1 pseudogene is annotated in these 1,641 nt (G+C 39.4%); it reads left to right on the top strand.

The window, feature by feature from the left end:
- Positions 1 to 1,608 (top strand): annotated as a pseudogene (locus tag DW657_RS17200) (GTP-binding protein); the annotation flags it as partial.
- Positions 1,609 to 1,641: the final 33 nt, after the last annotated feature.

Raw genomic sequence — 1,641 nt, 5'->3', positions numbered from 1 at the left:
AGCGCAAACAAAGTTGCTGTTCAGTACTTTACAAAAGCTGCAAATCCCGACAATTATATTTATCAATAAGATTGACGTGCCGGTGTGAATTTGGAGCGTTTGTATATGGATATAAAAACAAATCTGTCGCAAGATGTCCTGTTTATGCAAACTGTTGTCGATGGATCGGTTTATCCGGTTTGCTCCCAAACATATATAAAGGAAGAATACAAAGAATTTGTATGCAACCATGACGACGATATATTAGAACGATATTTGGCGGATAGCGAAATTTCACCGGCTGATTATTGGAATACGATAATCGCTCTTGTGGCAAAAGCCAAAGTCTATCCGGTGCTACATGGATCAGCAATGTTCAATATCGGTATCAATGAGTTGTTGGACGCCATTTCTTCTTTTATACTTCCTCCGGCATCAGTCTCAAACAGACTTTCAGCTTATCTCTATAAGATAGAGCATGACCCCAAAGGGCATAAAAGAAGTTTTCTTAAAATAATTGACGGAAGTCTGAGACTTCGAGACGTTGTAAGAATCAACGATTCGGAAAAATTCATCAAGATTAAAAATCTAAAGACTATTTATCAGGGCAGAGAGATAAATGTTGATGAAGTGGGTGCCAATGATATCGCGATTGTAGAAGATATAGAAGATTTTCGAATCGGAGATTATTTAGGTGCTAAACCTTGTTTGATTCAAGGATTATCTCATCAGCATCCCGCTCTCAAATCCTCCGTCCGGCCAAATAAGCCCGAAGAGAGAAGCAAGGTGATATCCGCTCTGAATACATTGTGGATTGAAGACCCGTCTTTGTCCTTTTCCATAAACTCATATAGTGATGAATTGGAAATCTCGTTATATGGTTTGACCCAAAAGGAAATCATACAGACATTGCTGGAAGAACGATTTTCCGTAAAGGTCCATTTTGATGAGATCAAGACTATCTACAAAGAACGACCTGTAAAAAAGGTCAATAAGATTATTCAGATCGAAGTGCCACCCAACCCTTATTGGGCCACAATAGGGCTGACGCTTGAACCCTTGCCGTTAGGGACAGGGTTGCAAATCGAAAGTGACATCTCCTATGGTTATCTGAACCATTCTTTTCAAAATGCCGTTTTTGAAGGGATTCGTATGTCTTGCCAATCTGGTTTACATGGATGGGAAGTGACTGATCTGAAAGTAACTTTTACTCAAGCCGAGTATTATAGCCCGGTAAGTACACCTGCTGATTTCAGACAGCTGACCCCTTATGTCTTCAGGCTGGCCTTGCAACAGTCAGGTGTGGACATTCTCGAACCGATGCTCTATTTTGAGTTGCAGATACCCCAAGCGGCAAGTTCCAAAGCTATTACAGATTTGCAAAAACTGATGTCTGAGATTGAAGACATCAGTTGCAATAATGAGTGGTGTCATATTAAAGGGAAAGTTCCATTAAATACAAGTAAAGACTACGCCTCAGAAGTAAGTTCATACACTAAGGGCTTAGGCGTTTTTATGGTTAAGCCATGTGGGTATCAAATAACAAAAGGCGATTATTCTGATAATATCCGCATGAACGAAAAAGATAAACTTTTATTCATGTTCCAAAAATCAATGTCATTAAAATAATGGAGCGGTCAGGAAATTTCTATAAGGCAATAC

It is taken from the genome of Prevotella sp. AM23-5 (genome assembly GCF_003473645.1).
In the GTDB taxonomy this organism is placed as follows: Bacteria; Bacteroidota; Bacteroidia; order Bacteroidales; family Bacteroidaceae; genus Prevotella; species Prevotella copri_A.
This window is presented reverse-complemented; position numbering and strand designations above follow the sequence as displayed.